Origin of the sequence: Erythrobacter sp. SCSIO 43205 (assembly GCF_019904235.1) — a bacterium.
Classification (GTDB): Bacteria; Pseudomonadota; Alphaproteobacteria; order Sphingomonadales; family Sphingomonadaceae; genus Erythrobacter.
This window is the reverse complement of record NZ_CP063202.1, coordinates 2244550-2261554: the sequence shown is the minus strand read 5'-3', so window position 1 is coordinate 2261554 and position 17005 is coordinate 2244550. Positions and strand designations below refer to the sequence as shown.

The following is a 17005-nucleotide window of genomic DNA, read 5'->3' as shown; positions in this document are numbered from 1 at the left end:
GGGAGCGCTGGGATCACGATGCACGAGCTATTTGAAGAGCTGCGCACAGCGCTTTATTCGGTCTGGCACCGCCGCTGGATCGCGCTGGCTGTTGCCTGGGGGGTGTGCCTTTTGGGCTGGCTCGTCGTGGCGCTTATCCCGAACTCTTACGAGTCCAAAGCACGCATTTACGTCGATGTCGAAGACGTTCTGTCTGAACAACTCGGCATTGCGGGTGATGGTAAGGAAGAGATTGCGCGGGTTCGCCAGACGCTTCTAAGCTCGGTCAATCTTGAAAAGGTGATCACCACGACGAAACTCGGCGATGGTATTTCTGATCGTCAGGCGCTTGAGCGGTCGATCGCTTCCTTGAGCAAGGACGTTGAAATCCAAAGCGAAGAGGACAACCTTTTCTCGATCACTGCATCGGTGGGCAAAGGCGATTTGAGCGATGCTGAGAACGCGGTCCTTGCGCGCGATGTGGTGCAAAAGCTGCTCGACATCTTCCGCGAAGAACACATAGCCGGCAACCGCGCAGAAATCAGCGGGGCGATCAACGACCTGAATGAACAGCTTGAAGAGCGCAAAGTCGAGCTTGAAGAAGCCGAAGCGCGCCGGGTGGCGTTTGAGGCGCAATACCCTGACCTTGTCGGCGGCACGCAAACTCTGTCCACGCGCGTTCAGCAATCGCGCACCGAGCTGCGCGATATTGATGCCGATCTGGCGGCTGCACAAAGCGCTCTTGCAGCGCTCAACAATCAGATCGCCAGCACGCCTCGCACTCTTGTTGGTTCGGCGGACGCGGTGGGACCACAAGCGGCCCTGCTTCAAGCGCAAACACAATTGGCAGGTCTTCGCTCGCGCGGGCTTACCGAAGAGCACCCCGATGTGGTGTCGACCAAACGTCAGGTTGAACTTCTCACCCGGCAGGTCGCAGCGTCTGGTCCAAATGAGGTGTCGGGCACTCCCAACCCGGCTTATTCTTCGTTGGTCGCACTTCGCGCTGATCGTCAGGCTTCGATTGAATCGCTGCAATCGCGCCGCGCTGCCTTGCAATCGCAAATGGCATCGCTCGCGGCCAGTCAGGCAACGGAACCTGCCGTTGCAGCAGAGGCCAATCGCATCAGCCGCGACTATGAAGTGCTGCGCGACAATTATGAAAAGCTGCTCGAAGATCGCGAGAAACTGCGCACGCGCGGCGATGTGGTGGATGAGACGAGCCAGTATAAATTCGATCTGGTTGATCCGCCCGTGGTGCCGCAAAAGCCTGCTGCACCCAACCGCCCACTTCTGCTTCTCGGCGTTCTGATCGCCGGGATTGGCGCTGGCATTGGCGTTGCCTGGATCATGGGTCAACTGCGCTCTGGCTATGCGACGGCGGGAAAGCTCGAAAAATCGGTGGGGCTGCCAGTTATCGGGTCGGTTTCGCTTAACCTTTCAGAAGCGGCACAGTCCTTGCGCAAACGGCGCTTGAGGCAATTTGCCGGAGCCTGCGCCGCACTGGTCGGCGTGCTTTGTGTTCTTCTGGTGATCGAGGTCGTCTCGATTGGGACGATTGCGTGAGGATGCATTATGACTGAACAAAGCAACTTCTCTCGCAAAACCGCCAGTTCACCACAGCGCTCGCCTGCGCGCCGCACCTCTTTGTTTGAGCGTGCGGATGTGGCCTTTGGCCTTGATGGGTTTGGCGTAAAGCCGGTGCCTGCCAACCTGCCCGATGGGCCGCGTGCTTTTGCTCCGCCTCGCCAACGCAATGCCCATGTCAATCAACGCGACCTGCCACAAGCACAAGCTTCAGGCGCCCCTCATGAGCAAGCCGCTCCACCGCCAAAACCTGCAGAACGCGCGGTTGCCCTTCGCGGGCCTAAGGTGCGTGTCGACCACGAAGTGCTCGAAGAAGAAGGCCTGATTTCTCCCGGAGCGCCTGTCACGGGGCTCCTCGAAGAATTCCGCATTATCAAGCGCGAGCTTCTTGCCGATGCCCGTGAGGCGGGCGACGACACCGCGCGCCGCATCCTTGTCTGCTCGCCACATTCGGGTGAGGGCAAGACCTATTGCGCAACCAATCTCGCAATCGCCATGGCGGCTGAACGCGATATTGAGGTGGTGCTTGTCGATGCCGACGTGCTCAATCCCTCTGTCTCGGACCGCCTTGGGATCGAAACTGGCGTCGGGCTGATGGATGCGCTGGCGGATAAAAGCTTGCGGATCGAAGACCTTGTCTCACCGACTGATATTGACGGGCTCTTCATCCTTCCCGCGGGCACAAGCAGCGCGCGCGATTCTGAATATCTTACCAGCGCGCGCACCAGCCAGGTGCTTGACCGCCTGACGCGCGGTGCACCGAACCGTTTTCTTATCTTCGATACCCCGCCAGCGCTTGCCGCATCGCCTGCAGCTGAGCTTGCCGCTCATGTGGGTCAAGCCGTCCTTGTGGTGCGCGCCGACGACACAAGCCGGGCAGCGTTAGACGATGCAATCCAGCTTTTGTCGGCGTGCGACGACATCAAACTGCTTCTTAATGCAACACAGTTCAGCCCGTCCGGTCGCCGCTTCGGCGACTATGGCGAAAGGGAGGAATGATCATGCGTTTTCTTACCGGAATCCTTTTTACAGGCATTGCCTCGGTCGCAGCCGCGTCCCCTGCGCTTGCTCAAGACGAACGCGGCGCCAGCGACGAGCGCAGAACCACGTTCCAGCCCTATATTGAGGTGTCTCAGATCCTTACCGCACAACTGGAGCCGGTGAGTGATCAACTGACCTTCACTCAGGTTGCAGCAGGCGTTGACACATCGGTTCAAGGCCGGCGCAGCGGTGCGTCGGTTTCGGTGCGTTATGAGCGCAATATCAGCTATGGTGACGATCAGGTCGATACCGATACCGTTAGCGGCATTGCGCGCGGCTATCTTTCGGTAATTCCGCAAAGCCTGACCCTGCAAGCGGGCGCATTGGCAAGCCGCACCCGCGTTGATGGCGGGGGCGCGGTATCGGCTAACCCGCTCGCAAGCGAAGATGCGACTAATCAGGTTTACAGCGCATATTTCGGGCCAGAATTCCGCACCCGTGCTGGCGCGGTTGAGGTGTCGGGCAATGCGCGCGTCGGCTACAACCGCTTTGAAGCTAACAATGCGGTCTTCGATGTGAATGGCGACCAAGTTGATGTGTTCGATGATAGTGTGACCTATTCAGGCCAGATCGCGGCAGGCACGCGTCCGGGCGACGTTCTGCCCGTTGGCGTTGCGGTAAGCGCAGGCGGTTTTCAGGAAGACCTCTCCAACCTCGATCAACGGGTGCGCGATGTCTATGCACGCGCTGATGTGACCGTGCCAGTGACCTCCTCCCTCGCTGTGGTAGGCGGTGTTGGCTATGAAGATGTCGAGGTGTCTAGCCGCGACGCTTTGCGTGATGCAAATGGCGATCCGATTTTCGACAATAATGGTCGCCTCGTCACCGACAGCAGCTCGCCGCGCCTTTTGGCCTTCGATGTCGATGGTCTGTTGTGGGATGTTGGCGTTTTGTGGCGACCAAGTTCGCGCACCAATCTCGAAGCGCGTGTAGGCCGCCGTTATGACAGCACAACCTATTACGGCACCTTCAGCTATCAACCTACGCCCGGAGATTCGCTCGCAATCGCGGTCTACGATGGCATCTCGGGCTTTGGCGGGGTTATAAACAACTCGCTTTCACGCTTGTCGAGCGATTTTCAGGTGCAGCGTAACCCACTCTCAGGCGACTTTGGTGGCCTTGTATCGAGCGATGAGGGCGTTGGCCTCGTAGGTGCGCTTGGCTCGATCCGCTCGTCCGCTTTCCGTGGCCGCGGCGTCAACGCCAGCTACACAACACAGCTTGGCCGGATGAATGCCGCCATCGGTGTTGGTTACGACCGCCGCACCTTTATCGCAGCCGCCGGAAGCGCGCTTGAGAGCGTCGATGGCATCCGCGATGAAAGCTATTACGTCACAGGCACATTGAGCACCGATGTTGGCCGCAGCGGCGCACTTTCGACGACAGCCTATGCCAACTGGTTCACGTCGAACTCAGGCAATGGCGACCTGACTGCGGTGGGTGCATCAGCCGCATACAGTCGCAACCTTGCTGGCCGTTTGTCAGCGCGCGCAGCGGTGTCACTCGACTATTTCGATAGCGAATTCTCTGACGAAGATTTTGCCACAGCCTCCGCGCTGCTTGGTCTTCGTTACGACTTTTAAAAGTTTCATGGAGCGTTAGGGCTTATGTACGATTCATATTACGGCTTCACTGGACGACCGTTTCAGCTGACCCCTGATCCCGATTTCTATTTCGAGAGCGCCAGCCACAAAAAGGCGATGAGCTATCTTGGCTATGGGCTTAATCAGGGTGAGGGATTTATTGTCATCACCGGCGAGGTTGGGGCGGGTAAATCCACTCTTGTCGCGCATCTGATGGAGCGAATTGATCCAGAGGCGCTGACCGTGGCGCAGGTGGTCACATCTGCGCTTGACGGCGAAGAGTTGATCCACGTGGTCGCGCAATCTTTCGGCATCGCGGTCGACGGCAAAGACAAAGCGGGCGCATTGGGCGCGATTGAGCAATTCCTTCAAGATGAAGCGCGCGCTGGGCGTCGCTGCCTGCTCATCGTGGATGAGTGCCAGAACCTTGAGTTCACGGCATTGGAAGAGCTGCGAATGCTCTCCAACTTCCAATTGGGTGCGCACCCGCTCTTGCAGAGCCTGTTGCTGGGACAGCCGGAGTTTCGCCGCACATTGGCGCATCACCCAAACCTTGACCAGTTGCGGCAGCGGATCATCGCCTCGCATCACCTTGAGGCACTGGATGCCGAAGAGCTCGAAGACTATGTGCACCACCGTCTGGCTCGTGTGGGGTGGGAGCATCAACCCTCTCTTCAAGACGGGCTCTTGTCTGCGCTCTACAAGGCGACAGGAGGCATCCCGCGCCGTGTGAACCAGATCATGAACCGCTTGCTTCTCCTTGGAGCAATCGAAGAACGCGACGAAATTGGCTTGTCCATGCTCGATGCTGTTCTGGAAGAAATGTCAGAGGACCAATTGCGTGGTGGTGGCCTGCGTTCGGTAACGGGTGATCCTGCCCCGCAAGAGGCAGGTGAAGAAGAAGCCGTCGCAACACAGGTTGATGAGCCAATCTACGATGAAGTGAAACAGGTTGAAGCTCAGCCCGAAGCCGAGGCCGTCGCCGACACATCAGCAGAGCCGCTCGATCCTGAAACAGAAGTCGAAATTGAAAGCATCCCGGCAAGCGAAGTCGCGGCGATGATGGCACAGCGCGATGCTCGGGCCGCTGAACTGGAGGCGGCCATCGGCGAGTTGCAAGCAGCTGGCGCAGCACCAGGCTTTGCATCAAATGGCGCAGAGCACGCATCGCTTGACGGCGATGTCGGCGAAGCATTGACCCGGATCGAGGCACGACTTGAAGAGCAAGAGCGTTCTTTCCGCCATGTGATGACGATGCTGATCGAATGGCTTGAGGATGATAAGTCGCGCGAGGCGGCATGAACGCGCAAAGCCCCATCGGTTTTAACAACGCCATTGCGGGTCCGATTGCCAATGGGCTTTCGGTCGATGTCGAGGACTGGTTCCAGGTCGGAGCATTTGAGAATGTCATCGAGCGAGGCGATTGGGATGACCTCGAAGCCCGCGTCGAGCGCAATGTCGATGAGATTCTTACGCTTTTCGGCGAGGCTGGCGTCAGCGCGACGTTTTTCACGCTGGGCTGGATCGCTGAACGCTATCCGCACATCATGCGCGAGATTGCTGATGCCGGTCATGAGATCGCCAGCCACGGCTATGACCATGCGCGCGTTTTCACGCTTGATGCAGTAAAGTTTGCCGAAGACATCCGGGTGACCCGCGAAATCCTTGAGGATGCCTCAGGCCAAGCGGTTGTCGGCTATCGCGCTCCCAGCTTTTCGATTGATCCGCGCTCGCTTTGGGCGTTCGATGTGCTGGCCGCTCAGGGGTATAAATACTCCTCCAGCGTCGCGCCAATCGTGCATGACCATTACGGATGGCGAGAGGCCCCGCGTTTCGCCTTCCGCCCGGTTGCAGGATCAGACATGGTCGAAATTCCGGTGACGACCGCTCTCTTTGGCTCGCGCCGATTGGCAGCAGGTGGAGGCGGGTTCTTCCGCGTCCTGCCTTATGCCTTTTCTCGGTGGGCCATCTCTCAGGTAAACCAAGAAGATGAACGCCCCGCGGTATTCTATTTCCACCCATGGGAAGTCGATCCCGGTCAACCACGCGTTGGCGATGCGCCGATGCGATCAAAGCTGCGTCACTACACCAACCTTGGCAAGATGGCGGATAAGCTTCGCAAGCTTGTGAAGGAATTTCACTGGGACCGCATGGACGCAATTGCTGAGATTGAAGCGCGCCGGGCGATTGATTTTCCTGTGGCCGCTCTGGGGGGTAAGCAATGAATGCGCCCGTCAGCCTTTCTCTGAAAGCCCAAGCGGTTGATCTGGCCGACGCCCGGATGTGCGAGCGCATTGATTGCTTTGTGCAGGAAATGGGTGCGAGCGTCTTTCACAGGCCAAACTGGCTCTTGGCCGTAGAGAAAGCGACCGGACAGCGCGCGGGCGGTTTTGTGATCGAGCAATTGGGCGTTATCCAAGGCTGGCTACCTCTGACTGAAGTGCGTTCATTCCTTTTCGGCAAAGCACTTGTCTCAAGCGGTTTTGGCGTCGGCGGCGGCATTTGTGCTGAACGGGCAGAAGTCGCAGCGAAACTCGCTGAGGCGGCGCAGAACCATGCAAAGGCTCACGGCTTTACAAGCGTCGAGCTTCGCGGGGGCGAAGTGCCCGATGGCTGGCAGGCGGTCACAGACAAGCATTGCGGTTTCGGACGAAGGCTTTCCGCAGACGATGAGGCAGAGCTTCTCGCAATCCCTCGCAAATCGCGTGCAGAGGTGCGCAAGGGACTGAAGAATAACCTTGAGGTGCGCATTGGCCGATCTGCTCAAGATTTGACTGCGCACTATGCCTGCTATTCAGAAAGCGTGCGGAATTTGGGGACACCGGTCTTCCCTAAGGCGCTCTTTCGCCAGATGCTAGAGGCGTTCCCAGCCGGTAGCGACATTCTGACAATTGCGCGCGATGGCACGCCGCTCGCGAGCGTTCTGTCATTCTATCACAACGAGGCAGTGCTTCCGTTCTGGGGCGGCGGAAGCTTTGCCGCTCGTGGTGCGCGGGCGAATGAGCTTATGTATTACGAACTTATGCGCCATGCCCGGGCGCGCGGGATGACGCGGTTCGACTTTGGTCGTTCAAAGGTTGGAAGCGGGCCTGCCAAATTCAAAAAGAACTGGGGCTTTGAACCTCAACCGCTCACCTATGGGCATTGGACGCCGCCGGGCGCAGAGCCGCGCGATGTGGACCCGACAAGCGAGGCATACAGCCGCAAGATTGAGCTTTGGAAAAAGCTCCCATTGCCAGTAGCCAACACCATTGGCCCCTTTATCGCGCGCGGGCTTGCGTGAGGAGGTGCTCGTATGGGTGAGATTCTTTTCCTAGCGCACCGGGTTCCCTTTCCGCCCAATCGCGGAGATAAGATCCGCAGCTCCAATCTGCTCAAAAAGCTCGCAAGCCTCGCGCCTGTTCATGTGGGTTGCTTTGCCGAGAATGCCGAAGACCGGGCAGGGGGCAAAGAGGTTGAAGCGATTGCCGCATCGCATTGCGTGGTCAATCGCAGCAAGCCACTGGTCCTTGCAGGGGCAGAAGCGGTTCTGACTGGCAAGCCTGTGAGCCTCACCGCCTTTCATTCTGCCCGCCTTGAAGAATGGGTGCGCCACACGCTCGCCACTCGTCCCATAACCACAATCTTCGTTTTTTCAGGGCAGATGGGCCAATATATCCCTGACGATTTTGCTGGCCGGGTGGTGATTGACCTGTGCGATGTCGATAGCGCCAAGTTCGAAAACTATGCAGCCGCAGGACAGCGCGTGAGGCTGAACTCGCGAGAAGGCCGCTTGCTGGCACGAGAAGAAGAGCGCTTGGCCGCGCGGGCCGATGCAACGATCCTGATTAGCGACAACGAAGCTGAGCTGTTCCGCTCGCGCCTAACGGTCCCTCACAAAACAAATGTGCAGGTGATCGGTAATGGGATTGATTCAGACTTTTTCGACCCATCTCGCACCTCGCCTCATCCTGAACTGTCACGGCGTCCCGGACCCCACTTCGTCTTCACCGGACAAATGGATTATCCACCCAACGAACAAGCGGCACTTTGGGCAATTGAGTCGTTTTTCGCCTTGTACAAGTCGCAACACACCGATGCGGAATTACACATCGTCGGCCGCAATCCGACCAAGCGATTGCAGGACAAAGCTGGTGAGGGTGTAATCATTTGGGGAGAGGTTCCCGATGTGCGTCCGTTCATCGCAGCGGCTGATAGTGTGATTGTGCCATTGTCAATCGCGCGTGGGGTTCAGAACAAAGTGTTGGAGGCCATGGCCATGGCCCGACCAGTGCTGCTGACTAGCGAAGCGGCAACAGGAATTGATGCGGCTGATGGCGAGCACTGGATGCTGTGCGAGCTAGAGCCCCAGGCCATGCAAAATCGCATCGACGCTTTTCGCGCGAACCAAAGCGCTGCCAGGGCAATGGGTAAGGCGGCACGCCAGTTTGTACTCGATCATCACAATTGGAACGCGATGCTTGCTCCGCTTGAGTGGCTCGTGAGTGCAGGAAGGGGAGACGCGCGTGATGCCGCCTGACGTGACGCTTGAAAGCCCGAATACTCACAGGCTCGTCTCGCGCATCGCCCCTCACTGGCGCGAGGCTTTGGGACTGCTTGTTCTGGGCTCATTAGCGAGCCTTGCAGTGACGATGCGCGAATGGGGCGAAATGTTTCACCAATGGTGGAACATCGACACCTATTCACACATTTTGCTTATCCCCTTCATCATCGGCTGGCTCGTCGCGCTCAAGGCGAGTGAACTTGCCCAAATTGCCCCTAAGCCATGGCTGCCTGGCCTTGGTGTCATCGCAATGGGCCTTGTGCTTTGGTTCGTGGGGAGGATGACCGACACCAACCTCATCGCTCATGCCGGTGCCGTGGGCACGCTTCAAGGGATCGTCATCGCATCTCTTGGCCCAAGAGCTTGCACCATCATCGCCTTGCCTTTGTGCTTTGGGGTTTTTCTCGTGCCTTTTGGCGATGAAATCATAGAACCCCTCCAAGTTATTACGGCTGAGATTGCGATTGTTTTGACCCATCTCAGCGGCATCCCGGCGTTTTCAGACGGGATATATATCGACACCCCTGTTGGCCTCTTTATCGTGGCAGAGGCTTGCTCAGGCGTGCGTTTCCTGATCGCAATGATCACGCTTGCGGTGCTTGTGGCATATACCCGCTTTACCAGCTGGTCGCGAAGGTTAGCCTTTCTGGCGGCCTCAATCATAATTCCCATCATCGCAAACGGTATCCGCGCTTGGGGCACTATCTTTATCGCCCAAAGCCAGGGCGTTGAGTTCGCTGCGGGCTTTGACCATGTGTTTTATGGCTGGTTCTTCTTCGCCTTTGTCGTGATCCTCATCCTCGGTCTTGCGTGGAGATATTTCGAACGCGACCCGGAAGATTACGGCTGGAGCGTTGACGAGGTGCACGGGTTCGAAATCCTCAAGCGGCTTGAGCCCTATCATGCCTCCCCCATGAAGGTGTTGGCAGGGACACTGGCGCTTTGTATTCTGGCAGGCGGGACAGCGATGATTGCTGCCCCTGTCGCAATCGGCTAGCGCGCTCTTATTATGTGCGGGATCGCCGGGATATTTCATCGAGAGACGCCAAAACCGGTCGATCCAGTTCGGGTTGAACGAATGTGTGACGCCATGGTCCATCGTGGGCCGGACGGGGCAGGTGTCTGGACCGAGGCGGGCATAGGGCTGGGCCATCGCCGCTTATCGATCATCGACCTCGAAGGATCGCCTCAACCAATGCTCTCTGGCGATGGCAGGGCGGCCATCGTCTTTAATGGAGAGATTTACAACTTTCGCGAACTGCGCACACAATTGGAACGCGATGGCGCGCAATTTCGCACCTCTGGCGATACCGAAGTCATCCTTGCCGCTTGGCAGCGCTGGGGCCCGGACTGCCTTTCACATCTCGATGGTATGTTTGGCTTTGCGCTTTATGATCTGGACAAGCGTCAACTCTTTCTCGCGCGCGACCGTTTCGGGGTGAAGCCACTCTTCCTCTCGCACTTGTCAGACGGCAGCCTGATCTTTGCCTCGGAGCTTAAGGGGCTCCTGGCTCATCCAATGATGCGCCGTCGGATTAATCCGCAGGCGGTCGAGGCATACATGACTTGGGGTTATGTGCCCGATAGTCATTCGATTCTGAGCGGTGTGACGAAGCTCCAGGCCGGGCATTTCCTTCTGCTTGAACACGGCAAGCCGATGCCAGCGCAGCGCCGTTGGTGGGACATCAGCTTTGAAGAACGCCTCAAAGGCAAAGAAGGCGATCTGTCTGCAGAGCTTGTCCATCTTCTGAGGGAGGCAGTGCAATCGCGCATGGTATCGGACGTGCCGCTTGGCGCGTTTCTGTCCGGCGGCGTTGACTCCTCAAGCGTCGTCGCCTTGATGAGCGAGGCCAGCGCCCAGCCTGTACAAACCTGCTCCATTGGCTTTGACGTTAAGTCGGTTGACGAGACGGGCTATGCGCAAAAGATTGCCCAACAATTTGCGACATCGCATGAGGTACGAACCGTCAGCCAGGACGACTTTGGCGAGATTGATGCTCTGGCCGCGATGTTCGATGAGCCTTTCGCCGATGCCTCGGCCCTGCCAACTTGGCGTGTGTGTCAATTGGCGCGTGAAAAGGTCACTGTGGCTCTTTCCGGCGACGGCGCGGATGAGGCGTTTGCAGGTTATCGCAGGCAGGTTTTCCATCATAACGAAGAGCGTGTGCGTTCGCTTTTGCCAAGCGGCTTGCGCGAACCCATGTTTGGCGGCCTTGGCCGATTGTGGCCCAAGGCAGACTGGGCACCACAAATCTTTCGCGCCAAGACAACTCTGCTGTCACTCGCTGAGGAGGGGGAGCAGAGTTATGCAAATGCGTTAAGCGTAACCAATCCTGACCTGCGTTCGCGGATCTTTACGCCTGAGTTCAATTCTCAACTGGCGGGATTTTCCTCCGAAGCCGAGCTTACTGAAGTTTTGCGAAAGGCGCCTGCGCGATCGGGCCTCGACCGGGCTCAATACGCTGACCTTAAATTTTGGATGCCCGGTGATATCCTTACCAAGGTTGATCGCACCAGCATGGCGGTAAGCCTCGAAGCGCGCGAGCCACTGCTTGATCATCGATTGGTCGAATTTGCCGCAAAATTGCCTGAAAGTTTGAGGGTGCGTGGGAGGACCGGCAAATATTTGCTCAAAAAATGTATGGAGCGCTACCTCCCGCAGGATGTTTTATACCGCCCAAAACAAGGGTTTGTAACGCCAATCGCACAATGGATGCGAGGTCCGTTGGCGCACGAGATCAGAGCAATCGCATCGTCCTCCCGACTTGTCCAAATGGGTTGGGCAAACCCGTCCGAAGCGGGCAAATTGGCCAACGCCCACATTTCCGGGCGCAGTGATCATTCGCGCACCTTGTGGCAGTTGCTGATGCTGGAAAAATCCTTGGTCAATCTCAATGTTCAATTGTGACGATGCGCCGGGCCACAGCAACACCTTCAAAGTTGGTGAAATAATATAACATTTATTTGTCCCATTTTGTCACAGTGGTGATCAAGACTGTCGAAGATGGTAAATTATCTATTTGCAAAATCGTGCAAAATCGGACTAATTTGACTTCGACGCGGGCCAAAGAAGTCTGCGCAAACCGCCAAGGCATGAGTCTGGCGGACTTTGGGTCGAGTCCGGAGAATGGTGCGATGGACAGCAGCGCGGGAAATCCTCTCCCGTTTTCAGGGGACGAGGAGGCACTTTCCGAGAGCCTTCTGAATAACGCCGTTCCAGATGGTTTGTTTGAGCTTCGTGAGCTCGATGTTCTTTACGATGATCGTGATGCGGCATTGTGGACCTATATGCGTCCCAAGGGCCGGCCAAGCTTCACGCCGGCCATGCTCGGAGATTTCGAGCGGTGGCAGGAGTTGATCTCGACCGGTTTTGGCGAAGACAAAGTTCCGCTGCGCTATCTCGTGCTTGGCAGCCGCTCGCAGGATGTCTTCTGTTTTGGCGGTGATCTTGAGTTGTTTCAACATCTGATCCGGACCAAGAACCGCGATGCCTTAGTACAGTACGGTCACCGCTGCTGTGCCATCCTTGACCGCAATGTTCGTTCACTGGGATTGCCGATGGTAACGATCGGTCTTGTCCAGGGCGCAGCGCTTGGCGGTGGGTTCGAGGCTCTCCTTTCATTCGATTATATCATTGCAGAACGGCACGCGACCTTTGGCCTGCCTGAGATCATGTTCGGCCTTTATCCCGGAATGGGCGCGCACGCCTTTCTCGCTCGCAAACTGGGCACCGCGATGGCGGAGCGCATTATCTTGTCGAACAAGACGTATACCGCGCAAGAGATGTACGACCTTGGCCTCGTCCACCAGATTGCGGAGCCAGGCGAAGGCGTTAGCGCTGTACGCGACTTCATCAAGAAGTCGGAACGTCGCCACTCTGGTATCGTTGGCGCATATCAAGCCATGAAAAAGGTCTGGCCGATACAATTGGACGAACTCAACGAGATCACTGAGCTTTGGGCGGATACCGCGCTCAAACTTTCCGATCACGATCTTAAAGTGATGAGCCGTCTGGTATCCGCGCAGGGGCGTCTTGCTGACAGGCTTGCCGCGGCCTGAGTGGGTCTATCCTTCGCTGCCGTCTGACCCGTGGCCCAGTGCCATATATTCATCGCTTTGCATTTCATTGAGGCGGCTCACCGTGCGCTCGAATTCGAAACTGCCATCGCCTGAGGGGTAGAGCGCTTCAGGCTCGCTTGCAGCGGTCGCGAACAGTTTGACGCGGTGCTCATAAAGGGCATCAATCAAGGTGACGAACCGCGCCGCTTCATTCCGGTTTTCGGGGCCCATTTGCGGGATGCCGACGAGGATTACCGTGTGATATTCGCGCGCTATCGCAAGGTAATCGGGCGCCCCACGAGCCTCTGCACAAAGGCGCTTGAAGCTGAAAACTGCGACGCCTTTCAATGATTTGGGAACGTGCAGCGTACGCTTCGCGCCAATCGCAAGTTCACCAGATGGCACATTGTCCGCATCCTCCGGGGCGAAATCTGTGAGACGAAAGAACACCTCGCGCACTTTGGCCGTGGCTTCGTCCCCCAGGGGCGAATACCATGTTTCTAACCCTCCGATCCGATCAAGCCGGTAGTCGGTCGGGCCATCGAGCGTCATCACATCAAGCTCGGCCTCAATCAGGTCGATGAAGGGGAGGAAATGCTCGCGGTTGAGCCCGTCTTTGTAAAGCTCGCTGGGCGCACGGTTGGAGGTGGTTACGATGGTAACGCCTTGCTCCATAATCAACTGGGTGAAAAGCCGGCTCATAATCATGGCATCGGCTGAATTGGTGACTACCATTTCATCGAACGCGAGAACCCGGACGCCCTTGGCAAGTTTGGCAGCGACTGGCGGAATGGGGTCGCCTTCATGCGCTTTTCGCGCCTCGCGCATTTCGGCGTGGACTTCCTGCATGAAAGCGTGGAAGTGCACGCGGCGTTTTTCGGCAATCCCAAGATTGTCGTGGAACAGGTCCATCAACATGGATTTACCCCGGCCAACGCCTCCCACCATGTAAACACCTTGAGGGCGGGTCGGTTTGCTCGCAAACAGCTGAGCTAAAAGCCCGCCGGGTTTTTCGGCCTCCAGCTCTTTTTGCAAGGCGTCAAGCCGGGCTGCTGCGCGTCTTTGATCCGCATCTTCGCGCAGCTCTCCATTAGCGATCAGCTGCTCATAACGCGCCAGCGTCCCCGTCATGATTTTGCGTCAGTGCGAGTGCTCGAAAATTTGCGCACGATGCCCGAATGGGAGACGATAACGTTGTTGCCCTGAACCACTTGCCCGCGCACAAAGACCAGCTTTCCTGTTTCGCGCACAATCTCGTTCACCGCATCAAGCGGAAGGGCCGGATCACCAGCTCCCACAAATTGGGTCGACAATTCCAGAGTTACCGACGGGCCAGCATTTCCGCTGCCGATCATGTGCATGGTCGTGAACATGGATATGTCGATCAGCGACAGGCTGATCGCGCCGTGGATCATACCTTGCAGGTTTTCATGGCGGCGCTCCGGAAACATCCGCAGGCGCGCCTTGCCGTCGTCATCGACGCGGGTAATGAGATGCCCCATCACCGCGCCGTTGAAAATAGTCTTGTCCTTGACGTTCCACTGCCGCCAACCGGGGTTGTCCGGGCACGGACCATCGTCGAAATATTCTTCGCGAAGAGACATCGCAGCCAAGCTTAGATGGCGCGTTCGGCCATCATCTTCTTGGTTTCGGCAATCGCTTTGGCTGGCGAAAGGCCCTTGGGGCACACATTCGCGCAGTTCATGATCGTGTGGCAACGATAAAGGCGGAACGGATCTTCGAGTTCGTTCAAACGCTCACCCGTCATTTCATCGCGGCTATCGGCGAGCCAGCGATAGGCTTGAAGAAGGATGGCTGGACCCAGGAATTTGTCAGAGTTCCACCAGTAGGACGGGCACGAGGTCGAACAGCACGCGCACAAGATGCACTCATAAAGACCGTCGAGCTTTTCCCGTTCAGCCGGGCTTTGCAGGCGCTCTTTACCAGATGGCGTCGTGCTCACCGTTTGTAGCCATGGCTTGATTGAGGCGTATTGCGCATAAAAGTGTGTGAAATCAGGCACCAGATCCTTGATCACATCCATGTGGGGCAGGGGAGTGATACGAATCTCGCCTTTCAAGTCTTCAATCGCGGTGGTGCAGGCAAGACCGTTCTTGCCGTTCAAATTCATCGAGCATGACCCGCAAATTCCCTCGCGGCATGAGCGGCGGAAAGTCAGCGTGGGATCAATCTCATTCTTGATCTTGAACAGGGCATCAAGAACCATCGGACCGCATTCATCAAGGTCGATCTCGAACTTGTCATAGCGCGGGTTTTCGCCCGTGTCGGGATCGTAGCGATAAATCTTGAATGATTTTATCCGCGAGCCGCCAGAGGCCTTGTGAACCTTGCCAGTGCTTTTGATTTTTGAATTTTTCGGCAGCGTGAAAGTCGCCATGATCGCTTATCCCTAATTGCGTTTGGTCCTATCTAGCGCCTTCGCGCCTTGTGGCAAGAGAGTGGCTATTGCACACTTTGGGATAGCCCTTGCCAATCACTCAATTTGCGCGCGGACTTGGCGGCGAAATTAGACACAAGTGCCAAGCAAATCCAACAGCGTTCACCCCGATAGTTTCTATTTCTCAGTGGTTTGAGTGAAATTGTAAATTTGACACTTTCCCAACTTTCTTTGCTTTGGGGAACAAGGTTAAGTCTCGCTCACTATAGCTGTCATGACAGATCTAGGAAATGACAGCGCCTCATCGAGGCAGGTGAACCACCGCGCGGCTCCGGCGAGTGCAGCGATCTTTGGCGCAAGCGGCGGAATTGGCGATGCCCTTGTCCGAAGGCTTGAGCAGTTGGGCACCACGCAGATTTACGCCGGATCGCGTTCGGGGGAGGGGTATCAGAGCTCTAACGTCACACCGTTTCGCTTCGACCTTGAGGATGAGGCAAGCATCCGAAACGCGGCTGACATGATGCGCGATGCGCCGCCTGAATGGGTCGTGGTGGCAAGCGGTGTATTAACGCTAGACGATGGCACCGGACCAGAGCGCAGTTATCGGCGGCTTGACCCCGATGTCATGGCAAAAGTGTTTTCTATCAATGCCATAGGGCCAGCTGTGATCGCCAAACATATGCTGGGCCTGATGCCCCGGACCCGCCCGTTCACCTTTGCCGCGATGAGCGCTCGGGTGGGGTCGATTGGGGACAATGGGCTGGGGGGCTGGCACTCTTACAGAGCGTCCAAGGCCGCGCTTAATATGCTGCTTAAGAACTTCGCGATTGAGATGGGGCGGACCCATGAGCAAGGTGTGGTTGCAGGGCTTCATCCTGGCACTGTCGATACCGCGCTATCTGAGCCGTTTCAAAAAGGTCTGCCTGAAGGTCAGTTGACCGATGCGATGCAGGCGGCGGACAACTTGATCGCTGTTTTGGCAAGTCTCACCCCCGAACAATCAGGCCAAGTGTTTGACTTTGCGGGAAAGGTGATTGAGCCATAAGTGCTTTGTCCTGACGCATCTTGGCAAGTCGAATGAGATAGGCAACACTCACCGTAAACATATGAGGGGAGCGAGTGTATGGGGTTGGGCGATTGGTACGATGCGAATATCGTGCCCAAGGTGATCGGCTGCGCTTGCGGTATGGGACAGGTGATGAAGCGCCGCTCACTTGTGGTGCCGCTTGCCAAGGGCGATGTCTTTGAACTGGGTTGTGGCTGCGGGATCAATCAGGAGTTTTATGACGTCGATGCTGTGACCAGCTATGCCGGGATTGATCCGCACGAAGGGATGCTGGAAACCGCGCGCGAGGCAGCAGCGAAAAAGGGTTGGCCAGATCATATGAAGCAAGTGGATATGCGCCAGGGGATAGGCGAAGATATTCCATTTGCTGACAATTCTTTCGATACGGTTGTGTGCACCTTTACGCTTTGCTCGGTGCAAGAGCCGGCGCAGGTGCTTTCCGAAATGCGCCGGATCTTGAGGCCCGCAGGCACGGCGCTGTTCCTTGAACACGGGCGCGCGCCTGATGCCAGTGTTGCCAAATGGCAGGACAGGATTGAACCTTTGTGGAAGCATCTGGCCGGTGGGTGCCATTTGACCCGGCCAATTTCCTCCGCCTTTGCCAATGCTGGCTTTGAGGTCGAAGAATTAGGCCGGGGTTATATGCCCAAGTCGCCGCGATGGGCGATGTGGAATGAGTGGGGAGCGGCCCGGAAAGTGGGCGAGTAATCCTCGCGCACACATTTTTCCGAGCCGCCCTGTTAATCACTCAA

The 17005-nt window shown here is 57.0% G+C and carries 15 protein-coding genes; 12 read left to right on the top strand and 3 right to left on the bottom strand.

Annotated elements, in window-relative coordinates; translation table 11 throughout:
- The first annotated feature begins 18 nt into the window (after positions 1-18).
- The 10 genes from INR77_RS10665 to INR77_RS10620 all read left to right on the top strand — a co-directional run bounded on the left by INR77_RS10665 (position 19) and on the right by INR77_RS10620 (position 12789).
- Complete coding sequence (locus tag INR77_RS10665; RefSeq protein WP_223071038.1) at positions 19-1542, top strand: XrtA system polysaccharide chain length determinant; 1524 nt, start codon at positions 19-21, stop codon at positions 1540-1542.
- Positions 1543-1551: 9 nt separating this feature from the next.
- Positions 1552-2562 (top strand): P-loop NTPase, encoded by a 1011-nt coding sequence (locus tag INR77_RS10660; protein ID WP_223071037.1) that lies wholly within the window; start codon positions 1552-1554, stop codon positions 2560-2562.
- Positions 2563-2564: 2 nt separating this feature from the next.
- Complete coding sequence (locus INR77_RS10655; RefSeq protein WP_255573743.1) at positions 2565-4187, top strand: preprotein translocase subunit YajC; 1623 nt, start codon at positions 2565-2567, stop codon at positions 4185-4187.
- Positions 4188-4211: 24 nt separating this feature from the next.
- A complete protein-coding gene (locus INR77_RS10650) occupies positions 4212-5489 on the top strand; it encodes an XrtA/PEP-CTERM system-associated ATPase (protein WP_223071035.1) in 1278 nt (425 codons plus the stop codon).
- Positions 5486-6412: an XrtA system polysaccharide deacetylase gene (locus INR77_RS10645; RefSeq protein ID WP_223071034.1), complete on the top strand. Its 927-nt coding sequence runs from the start codon at positions 5486-5488 to the stop codon at positions 6410-6412. The genes INR77_RS10650 and INR77_RS10645 overlap by 4 nt, the downstream gene beginning before the upstream one ends.
- Entirely contained in the window at positions 6409-7470 is a 1062-nt protein-coding gene (locus INR77_RS10640) for a FemAB family XrtA/PEP-CTERM system-associated protein (RefSeq protein WP_223071033.1), read from the top strand. The genes INR77_RS10645 and INR77_RS10640 overlap by 4 nt, the downstream gene beginning before the upstream one ends.
- A gap of 12 nt (positions 7471-7482) precedes the next feature.
- Positions 7483-8706: a TIGR03087 family PEP-CTERM/XrtA system glycosyltransferase gene (locus INR77_RS10635; RefSeq protein ID WP_223071032.1), complete on the top strand. Its 1224-nt coding sequence runs from the start codon at positions 7483-7485 to the stop codon at positions 8704-8706.
- Positions 8696-9727, top strand: coding sequence for an exosortase A (gene xrtA / locus INR77_RS10630; RefSeq protein ID WP_255574017.1), 1032 nt, complete (start codon positions 8696-8698; stop codon positions 9725-9727). Before INR77_RS10635 ends, xrtA begins: the two co-directional genes overlap by 11 nt.
- A 12-nt stretch (positions 9728-9739) precedes the next feature.
- Positions 9740-11638, top strand: a complete 1899-nt coding sequence (locus INR77_RS10625) for an XrtA/PEP-CTERM system amidotransferase (RefSeq protein ID WP_223071031.1) — start codon at positions 9740-9742, stop codon at positions 11636-11638.
- A gap of 227 nt (positions 11639-11865) precedes the next feature.
- Complete coding sequence (locus INR77_RS10620) at positions 11866-12789, top strand: crotonase/enoyl-CoA hydratase family protein (protein ID WP_223071030.1); 924 nt, start codon at positions 11866-11868, stop codon at positions 12787-12789.
- A gap of 6 nt (positions 12790-12795) precedes the next feature.
- Here INR77_RS10620 and zapE read toward each other — a convergent pair whose 3' ends face one another.
- Genes zapE through INR77_RS10605 form a run of 3 tightly spaced genes read right to left on the bottom strand, consistent with a single transcriptional unit; the run spans position 12796 to position 15187 of the window.
- Positions 12796-13920, bottom strand: a complete 1125-nt coding sequence (gene zapE, locus INR77_RS10615; protein WP_223071029.1) for a cell division protein ZapE — start codon at positions 13918-13920, stop codon at positions 12796-12798.
- A complete protein-coding gene (locus tag INR77_RS10610; protein ID WP_223071028.1) occupies positions 13917-14393 on the bottom strand; it encodes a PaaI family thioesterase in 477 nt (158 codons plus the stop codon). The genes zapE and INR77_RS10610 overlap by 4 nt, the downstream gene beginning before the upstream one ends.
- A gap of 11 nt (positions 14394-14404) precedes the next feature.
- A complete protein-coding gene (locus tag INR77_RS10605) occupies positions 14405-15187 on the bottom strand; it encodes a succinate dehydrogenase iron-sulfur subunit (RefSeq protein WP_223071027.1) in 783 nt (260 codons plus the stop codon).
- A gap of 274 nt (positions 15188-15461) precedes the next feature.
- Between INR77_RS10605 and INR77_RS10600 the strand changes: the two genes are divergently transcribed.
- Positions 15462-16232 carry an SDR family NAD(P)-dependent oxidoreductase gene (locus INR77_RS10600; protein ID WP_223071026.1) on the top strand — a complete coding sequence of 257 codons (771 nt, stop codon included), beginning with the start codon at positions 15462-15464 and terminating at the stop codon, positions 16230-16232.
- Positions 16233-16310: 78 nt separating this feature from the next.
- The gene (locus tag INR77_RS10595; protein WP_223071025.1) at positions 16311-16961 is read left to right on the top strand and encodes a class I SAM-dependent methyltransferase; all 651 of its coding nucleotides are present in this window, start codon (positions 16311-16313) and stop codon (positions 16959-16961) included.
- The last annotated feature ends 44 nt before the right edge of the window (positions 16962-17005 follow it).

Bases quoted from the DNA above. Each gene is read 5' to 3' on its own strand.
- xrtA (WP_255574017.1), top strand. From the start codon at position 8,696: ATGCCGCCTGACGTGACGCTTGAAAGCCCGAATACTCACAGGCTCGTC.
- INR77_RS10640 (WP_223071033.1), top strand. From the start codon at position 6,409: ATGAATGCGCCCGTCAGCCTTTCTCTGAAAGCCCAAGCGGTTGATCTG.
- INR77_RS10650 (WP_223071035.1), top strand. From the start codon at position 4,212: ATGTACGATTCATATTACGGCTTCACTGGACGACCGTTTCAGCTGACC.
- INR77_RS10635 (WP_223071032.1), top strand. From the start codon at position 7,483: ATGGGTGAGATTCTTTTCCTAGCGCACCGGGTTCCCTTTCCGCCCAAT.
- INR77_RS10600 (WP_223071026.1), top strand. From the start codon at position 15,462: ATGACAGATCTAGGAAATGACAGCGCCTCATCGAGGCAGGTGAACCAC.
- INR77_RS10660 (WP_223071037.1), top strand. From the start codon at position 1,552: ATGACTGAACAAAGCAACTTCTCTCGCAAAACCGCCAGTTCACCACAG.
- zapE (WP_223071029.1), bottom strand. From the start codon at position 13,920: ATGACGGGGACGCTGGCGCGTTATGAGCAGCTGATCGCTAATGGAGAG.
- INR77_RS10665 (WP_223071038.1), top strand. From the start codon at position 19: ATGCACGAGCTATTTGAAGAGCTGCGCACAGCGCTTTATTCGGTCTGG.
- INR77_RS10605 (WP_223071027.1), bottom strand. From the start codon at position 15,187: ATGGCGACTTTCACGCTGCCGAAAAATTCAAAAATCAAAAGCACTGGC.
- INR77_RS10620 (WP_223071030.1), top strand. From the start codon at position 11,866: ATGGACAGCAGCGCGGGAAATCCTCTCCCGTTTTCAGGGGACGAGGAG.
- INR77_RS10610 (WP_223071028.1), bottom strand. From the start codon at position 14,393: ATGTCTCTTCGCGAAGAATATTTCGACGATGGTCCGTGCCCGGACAAC.
- INR77_RS10655 (WP_255573743.1), top strand. From the start codon at position 2,565: ATGCGTTTTCTTACCGGAATCCTTTTTACAGGCATTGCCTCGGTCGCA.
- INR77_RS10625 (WP_223071031.1), top strand. From the start codon at position 9,740: ATGTGCGGGATCGCCGGGATATTTCATCGAGAGACGCCAAAACCGGTC.
- INR77_RS10595 (WP_223071025.1), top strand. From the start codon at position 16,311: ATGGGGTTGGGCGATTGGTACGATGCGAATATCGTGCCCAAGGTGATC.
- INR77_RS10645 (WP_223071034.1), top strand. From the start codon at position 5,486: ATGAACGCGCAAAGCCCCATCGGTTTTAACAACGCCATTGCGGGTCCG.